The organism is Acetobacterium sp., assembly GCF_041752335.1.
Lineage (GTDB): Bacteria > Bacillota > Clostridia > Eubacteriales > Eubacteriaceae > Acetobacterium.
Genome location: NZ_JBGSHG010000107.1, coordinates 1 through 8,315, shown reverse-complemented (window position 1 = coordinate 8,315; position 8,315 = coordinate 1). Strand labels below are relative to the sequence as shown.

Annotated in this window: 8 protein-coding genes; all 8 read right to left on the bottom strand. The window is 39.0% G+C overall.

Translation table 11 applies throughout. The features are described from left to right. Positions 1–1,533, bottom strand: a 1,533-nt coding sequence (locus tag ACEW8F_RS13295; RefSeq protein WP_373483957.1) for an IS1182 family transposase, incomplete at its 3' end; no start/stop codon positions are given. A 216-nt stretch (positions 1,534–1,749) separates the two neighbouring features. After that, complete coding sequence (locus ACEW8F_RS13290; protein ID WP_373483956.1) at positions 1,750–2,637, bottom strand: hypothetical protein; 888 nt, start codon at positions 2,635–2,637, stop codon at positions 1,750–1,752. Positions 2,638–3,210: 573 nt separating this feature from the next. After that, positions 3,211–4,395, bottom strand: coding sequence for a PD-(D/E)XK nuclease family protein (locus ACEW8F_RS13285; protein ID WP_373483955.1), 1,185 nt, complete (start codon positions 4,393–4,395; stop codon positions 3,211–3,213). Positions 4,396–4,522: 127 nt separating this feature from the next. Continuing rightward, the gene (locus ACEW8F_RS13280) at positions 4,523–5,182 is read right to left on the bottom strand and encodes a hypothetical protein (RefSeq protein WP_373483954.1); all 660 of its coding nucleotides are present in this window, start codon (positions 5,180–5,182) and stop codon (positions 4,523–4,525) included. 140 nt (positions 5,183–5,322) lie between these two features. Next, entirely contained in the window at positions 5,323–5,478 is a 156-nt protein-coding gene (locus ACEW8F_RS13275; protein WP_373483953.1) for a hypothetical protein, read from the bottom strand. Positions 5,479–5,628: 150 nt separating this feature from the next. Beyond that, positions 5,629–6,300, bottom strand: a complete 672-nt coding sequence (locus tag ACEW8F_RS13270; protein WP_373483952.1) for a hypothetical protein — start codon at positions 6,298–6,300, stop codon at positions 5,629–5,631. Then, complete coding sequence (locus tag ACEW8F_RS13265) at positions 6,301–6,627, bottom strand: helix-turn-helix domain-containing protein (RefSeq protein WP_373483951.1); 327 nt, start codon at positions 6,625–6,627, stop codon at positions 6,301–6,303. Positions 6,628–6,862: 235 nt separating this feature from the next. Then, on the bottom strand, positions 6,863–8,315 hold a 1,453-nt coding region (locus tag ACEW8F_RS13260; RefSeq protein ID WP_373483950.1), incomplete at its 5' end, for an IS1182 family transposase.

The following is an 8,315-nucleotide window of genomic DNA, read 5'->3' as shown; positions in this document are numbered from 1 at the left end:
GAAATTAATTCTAAATACGACAAATAGTTCACAGAAACAAGAAGATTTAGCGGTCATGATGGCCGCTATTCTTTTTAAATTTACTGCAATGGCTGCCAGTTTCGATTGTTTAGACATCGAAACAAGGCCATAGCCTTTTGCCCGGCCCAGCCCATGGGATCGTTTGAGCTCCGCATTTTTTCCTTCAATGCTGGCTCTTTTTTTGTACTTCTCTTTAAATTCATCGGTTTTCTGATTTTGGGAGATTTCATAAAATTCCAGGGTGTTGATCCCAATATTCAGAATTTTTCGGGCCGACTTTTTTGCACATTCATCATGTTTCGGACAGCTTTTGCAAATTTTCACGTCGAAGTAATAATTATGTCCTTCCTGAAAACCACTTTTGCAGTCTTTGCGTTTCCGTTTATAGTATCTTCGGCTGACCGTCTGATTTCCCTGGCTACAGAACCATTGATCAGAATCTTTGTTATAGGAGAATTCACTTTCATCAATGCGATAAGCAGAACCACTGACGGGTATATAGGCTTCTGCCTCCATTGCTTCAATCTTTTCGAGAATGGATTTTCTGAAATAGGCCTTATCACCATAAAATTCACATACCTTCAAACCGCTTGATTGAGTATCTTTGAGTAATCCTTCAATCTGGCTGCCATCCACATAGGCACCGTTTCCAGTTCGAACTGCCGTGATCAACCGCTGGTCAGTGGTCATGATAAACTCAACTTTATAACCAAAAAAATTTGAAGTTTTGCTTTTGCGTCCAACTCGGGCGTCTTCATCGATCAACGATCGAATCCCGGTTTGATTAATAAATTTGGGATCGTCCAGAATTTCCCTTGCCTGTGAAACCATCGCCTCTGTTTCAGTCATTTCAGATGGTTTGGTGGACGTATGCATTTCCACTTTTTCGATGACGTTTTCGAGGTAATCCTTCATCACCTGCTTGGCCTTTTTATGATCGCTGATTTCTTTGTAGGCCGGTTCTTCCGGCAGGTTATCGACTTTTTTTTCGGTTTCTTTCTCGCACGCGGTAATGATATTCCGAGCCAGGTGCTTCATCAGGCGTTCCGGTGTTTTTTTGATGGTGTTGGCTTCCACGTGAGTGGAATCAATGCTGACCCCTTCATCTTTGACGATCCCTTTTTCGACACATTGTCTCACAATTTCAATGATGATTTCATCCAGGGTTTGTTCGCCCAGCCGTTGGGTTCTGAATTTTGACAGGAGACTTTTTTCCGGCAACACGTCTTCCGGGTTGAGTCCCAGAAAATAGAGATGCGCCAGATTGAACGAGGCTTCTTCGATCAACTTTTCATCGGACAGATGATAGATTGATTGTAGAAACAGCAGTTTACACATCAGTTCGGGTTCTTTGGCTGGTCGGCCAAAGTTTTTACAATAAGTATCTTCCAACAGGTCATTGATGAAATTAAAATCCACAACATTTTTGACTTGTTTCAGGATATGATTTTCCGGAATTTTACTATATAATAGACAATGGAATGATGATTGTTTTGATTCAATTCGAAGCATGATTTTCCCCCTGTTTGGTTGGTTTTGTTGGTACTTAATTATACCATACAGGGTTATTTTTTTGCTCATTTTGAATCATAAAAGTTCTGTTTTTGAATTTCAGGTGGCATGAATTTTGTAATTTTGAATTTCGAGTCCTTAGTCTTTTATGCTGTAGTCAAACTGGTTTTTTCGACTTTTTCACTGCTCCCTCTCCGTCCCCTTGTGTTCCCCGGATTAATATAATTTTTCCAAATTGGTCATTTCATCCACAGAAATTGTGAACTTTAAATATTTCTCTTTAAACAAATGAAAATGAAAATAATATTTCGAATCTTTAGTAAGCGCAAGCGCTGTCCTTATAAACGAATACCAGCATAGAGAACTAACGTTAGCATATTTTTGCTTCTTTGAAAAACCAACCGTTTTTTGTATTTCCTGCACGTGCGAATTATTTAAATAAGAAAACAGAAATACAACGTAATCACTATCATTCACGATGTATGATACGTTACGCCAAATCTGATAATTCTTATAGAAGTCTTCTTTACTAATCCCTTTCAAATACAAGCTCTTATTAGTTTGTTGATCATAATGTTTTTCCCATTTATCATCATATTTATTTGGATTATTCTTATCCTTATGTATTGATCCGAAGCCACTTTCTGTATATTTTATTTCAAATAGTATTCTTTCACCAGTGGACAATTCCATATAGAAATCAAAGTTTGTGCCTTCTTTTTCATCCGGTTCATATTCAAAACAAGCTTTTACTATGGTTGCTTCATCAGTAAATTTGATTAGTGTTTCTTTTTTAATAATTTCTTTCAATATACTCAATCCTTCAGCATCCCTTAATAATGGTGCAAAAAAATTTATACACATGATCTGTGATGAATTCAGATGATGTGCACCACTATGAAAGCTTATATTGGGTGCCGTATGAACCGCTTCAATTGGACTTGTCATAGGTAGAAAATTTAATTCCTTTAAATTTTCTGGTAAAATGTGCGAATACTGGAAGCGATTGTTTTTCCACATCCCATTATTACTAATACCTAACACTTCATTTTTATAAGTAGAAAGATGTTCTAGAACCATTTGTTTGAATGCCGTAGATTTCATTGAGTTCTCCCTTTGAACTTATTTTTTTAATATCATGGGGTCCTTGCTTGTCATATAAGAGGGTGTCTCTAGTATGGCTAACCGCGTCAATCTCCATGAAAAGTACATTCAGACAATGGAAACGTCCCCACATCTCTGTATTCATTTGCAGTTAGTCGAAAATTTCGAATAACTGACGTTTAAGCTAACGCATTAACGATAAGAATTCTTTATCTGTTTAATCGCATCGTTCTATTTTCATGTTCTTGGACGCGATGGTATTTACACGTTTTATCTTGATTTGCTTTTTAACTGACATTAAGAAAAAATGTAACAAGCAGAAATCGACTCAGAGACACAAAACCTCCGACCCCTTGTGTTGTCCCATAAAACTGGCGGCAGTGATGGACTCCGGGATGAAGGGCTACTGGATTCTGCTCTTGATCATGTCTGACTTATTCCGAATAAGTTTATAAGTTGGTTTCGGGCACAGTCCCCGTAGTTTTTCGGAGGTTTCACAGGTACCGTCGATATATATGGTGATGTCGGGAACGACTACCCTTATGCCTTAAAACCGGGGGCATTTATTAGAAATCATTTTAAAAGCTCGAGCGCACGCTCAACACAATTCTCTATAAATGCATTGAAATGATTTTCATCAAACAATTTATAATACGCCTCATTATGTGCATTAAAATTCGGACTCTCATTTTCTAATAACAATTCTTCAATATAGATCCACCAATAGTCAATTTTTAATCTATTACTGTCAATATTGACTAAATTTTTCCTTATCTCATCCATTGTTAGTTGCACACCGTCACATGTATTGTTAATTGGTGTACAAAATCCGATAAAAAAATCATACTCGATTTCAAACCTGAGAATAATATCGACATATGGTTTAACTCCCTTTTTATAAAGATAGCTTAACGCAGGGTATGTAGTACCTTTTATATTATAATATTTTTCAACCTTCCCATTTGAATAATCATATACATCAATTTTCTTCAAACCATGCAATTCTAGCTTATTTTCTAATGTTGAAAACAATTTATACATCATGTCGATTTTACATTGCTTCAGACTTTGTTCGATAGCCACTGCACTTTTTATTGATTCACTATTTTTTGAAATTAGTTCTTTTACTTCCACTTCTTTTTCATCCCCCATTTGATTTGCCAGCGTTTTAATTATCATTCTAAATTGCAGCAACACTTCACGAATCGGTGCAATGGTAATGGTTTCACGCAATTGCAAACATCTATCAATCCAATTTACAATATCTTTTTCAAAGGTAATGTTTGTTATCCTATCCGTGTTCATATTACCGATGCTTTTTTTGTCAGGCTCTCGTTCGAATAATGACAGGTAAAAAACATTGGCGCCTCTGGCCATTTCAAAATAATCTTTCAATTGATTAACTTGATCATCTGCATAAATTTTAACTTCAATCGGAATTGTGATTGTACTGTTTTCAATAACCAAATCAATCCGTCTATTTTCACTGGTCAAGTACTCTCTAAATACACGAACCCCATTATAATTAAAATTATCTATTTTTAAAACATGCTCAACAAACAACTTTAGATAACTGGTCCCCTGATAATGAGAGCCATACGGATTCAATAAATCACAAATCAATTGACAAATTTTTACTTCGTTTGTTGAAACATCCATAATTCTAAAAATATTAAACCAGCCTCCTGTTTTCTGATTTATCAGATCATACTTTTCTGAAACAGCTGTAATATTTTTCAACATTTCCTCAATATTCATCTTTTACCTTCCCTGATACTTAAAAAGTAATTTCAGATACAGATGCTAACACACGATACTAGAATTTTTAAATAATTCTAAAACCGCCTCTCAACAACCCCTTTATCTTTCACTTCGTCTAATATTCTCAATAAAATCTGACCCATACTAATTCCGCTTTTCTCGAGGAAATTTTGCCGGAACCACCAAGATAATCTGATATGGCAATCAGAAATTCATCTTCTGACTGATATAAAACCCAATCACGATAACCGTTAGACTGATATCGATACATATTAACCATAAGTTCATTATATAAGGGTGCTGATAATCTTGCTTCTTTACTTTGCCAGATCCTGCTTTGTTCAATGAGCTTCTTCCGACTCCAGGCAACAGCCAAAGCTTCTTCCAAATGATGGTCATACTGACTGCCAAACAAATGACGCGCAACATCGGCAAAATGATGAAACTGTTCATGCGTGAAAGTTTTAAGAACAACCATGTGTGCCATTTTTTCAAGATCTGATTCTTCCATGAAATAATTGTTTCTGCTTATTTGTCCGACAAGACCCCAGTAAAATGATGAAAGACGTTCCTCAAATAATATAATCTGACCAGGACTTCTCATCGGTTGATACTGACCTAAAACATCTTCCTCAGATGATAAAATACGTTCAACCACACCTTCATATTCAAAGATTGCCGGACAGATTTGTATTCCCCGTATTTCCTCCAAATCCGGTTCCAGACTTACAAATTCTAGACGCTTATTTAGTATCCCTCTTACAACATCGTTTACAATTGACATCTTATACCTCCATAATTTCATTAACTGCGTCATTCGCTGGTAGAATCACGTCATAAGTTGGTAGTCAGGTACAGTCTTCTTTTTCTCCTGTTTGGCAATTTATGACGGGGCACAAAATCTTCGACCCTTGTGTTGTCTGATTACGACTTCGCTCTGTGCAATAAGTTAAGACAATAAGTTGTACCTGACACCGCAGTTTCGAACACATCCCGATTCAATTTGGTTCGGCTTTGTTTGAACTCCACGGTCAGGCCTTCGCCGCCACTGATGATATCGCTAATTTTTTCTGGTCTCATTGGGTTTTCTCCTTTGTTGTTGGAAATGGTCATTGGGGAAATTGTTGATCAGCGACTGCTTGACCAGATTATAGATCATGCCTGATTTAATCATAAGTTTATAAGCTGGTGTCAGGTACAGTCTTTTTGGTACAGTCTTTTTCAGTCTTTCTACAGTCTTTCTACAGTCTTTCTAGTGTCAGGTACAGTCTTTCTATCTTCGGTGACCACCCGATCCGTTTCAATGATCAGCTTGGCCGGAAAGGGATTGGCAAATTCCCGGTGAATCAGCAGGTTGGAAACCACTTCGCGAAACAGCTTGTCCCGCAGGCTGATCCGTCGATCCCCTTCCAGATAAAAGGGGTCGTTTAAGTGTTTGTTGATAAACTGCATCAGCCGTTCATAACTCTCCAGCAGATTCACCCGGATATCATCCCGGTCGTCGTAACGATCCAGATTGATTTTGCGCAGCAGGGCATCGGTGCGGTGATGGGGCAAGGCCGCCAGAATCAGCTCCGGTTTTCCAAAGATCAGAATCCCGGCCAAGGTAATCCCCTCTTTGTCGCTCTGGGGGTCTTTTAAATATAGGCCGGCGCTTTTTAGCAGCTCCAGATCGTTCATCGTTTTCCAGGGATGATCGGCCCGTTCATTGGCGGCCATTTTTCTGGCCCGGATCAGCAAATCGGGGTTAAGCTCGGACAGCTTGGCGTAAGGAAAGATGCGATTTTCAGTATAAGACCCCTGTTTGCGGTTATACAAGCCGGCCACCAGGTTGGTGTTGTCGGTGATATCCAGATCGCCATCCTCTTTGCGGTCAAAAATCCGGCCATTGCAGCGATGCACCTAGGAGCTTTCGGGCACCAGAATATGGAAGATGGTTTTGCCTTCCAGTTCGACAGCTTCAATGGTCAGATAAAAGGTTGGAGCGATTTTCAGGGGATTATTCATGGCGGTGACAAAATCCATTTTCAGCTTTTCAATGGCAGCGGATTCGATCCCGACAATTCCGCCCTGATCATCAACCCCCAGAAACAGATGACCGCCGCCCCGGTTTAAAAAAGCACAGACGGTTTCGAACACATCCCGATTCAATTTGGTTCGGCTTTGTTTGAATTCGACGGTCAGACCTTCGCCGCTAGTGATGATTTCGGTGAGTTTTTCTGGTTTCATGGGGTTTCTCCTTTGTGGTGAGAATTGTTGTATGACTTATTGAGAGTAAGTTTATAAGTTGGTGTCGGGGAAACCTCCGAAAAACGACCATAAAATCGGCATTTTTTTAGCAGCTTGAATAATCATTCAAGATATTAAAGAGAAGTTTTCTAATTACGCGTTATTTTTCTCGTGAAAAGTTTTAAAGACGGCGAGATTAAACATATACACAGCTGATATCCTCGCCTTCTTTCGTTTAAGTCGTTACCTTTTTTGTTGGCGGGCATAATAAATTAACCATCCTTATAATATTGCAGGCCATGTTGGCCATGGTAATATGGATCTTTGCCCCTTTAAGTCTGAGGTAACGGCATCTTCTCAGTCCATGGTTTCTGACCATGGTGGCAAATCGCCTTTCGACCTTATACCTTTTATGATATGCGATGGTAAATTCTTCAGTTGCCGCTCTGGCCCGGTCCTGTAACACAGCATCATAGCGTAAAAAGATGTCAATCTTTCTGCCTTTGTTTTGGAATTTACCATTTGGCAGAGTAGGGATACATTGTCTGATTAATGGACACGTGCCACAAAGTTTGGGATCAAATCGAAACGTTTTCATATCTCTGTTCGTGGTTTTGTTATAGCTGATTTTGCATGTTTCCGTGCTGTTGCCATTAGGACAGGTAACCCTGTTCAAATCTTCTGAAAAGACAAAATCAGATAGCTTCAATACATGCTGGTTTTTCCGGCTGGTTTCTTTATAAAAAGCAATGTTGGTGATGATGTGTGCATCTTTGAGATAGGCCCGGTTTTCGGTTTCACCGTAAGCTTTGTCGGCTGATAGTTCCTTTGGTTTTAACCCAACCTGTGTTTCTGTCTTTTCAAGAAGTTCGATTAATTTTTTGCCATCACCTGTGTTAAAAGGGGTTTGAACCGATGCCAGAATAATTTCACTGTCTTCATCAATGATGATATGATCTTTGTATCCCGTCTTTGACTTGGTAGGTGTTTTGTGGGCAACCCTTGCATCCGGATCAACGATGCTGATAATCTTATCTTTCGTGTTATTGACATATTGGAATAACAGATCATAGCACAATCCGAAGGCTTCCCGATATTTTTCATTGTCCTGTAATTCATCATAGGACCGGATATATAAAAGGTCTAAATATTTTTGAGTGATCTCAAAATGTTTTCGCCAACTGACCTTGGCAGATTTTTCATAGGCTGCATCGAGGTCTGCTTCGATTGCAGCAGACAACTCTGTGGCTAATGGTTCGTTAAACCTGGAAACTTCTTTCATTACCTTTTTGAAAGCACTTCTGGCTAAATTCTTTTCTGACGGGTAATTGACATTGGCGGCCACATCCGTGGAATCAATGATGAAACGATTGGTCTTGATGAGGTCTTTCTCGATGCATTTCTTGACGATCTCAGTGAAGAAGGCTTCAAAATGGTCTTCCGTCAGGCGCTTGACTCGGAAGTAACTGAGGGTGGTATCATCGGGTCCCTGATCATCAATTCCTAAATTTAAAAACCATCGGAACACAATATCGGTCTGAATTCGCTTAACGACTTGCACGTCGGAAAGACGATACAGGAATTCCAGAAGAAAAATTTTAACCATCATGGCCGGGTCTTTTGATCCCCGCCCGATTGGGCTGTATTGATCCTTTACCAGTTCATAAACAAAGGAAAAATCGATGATG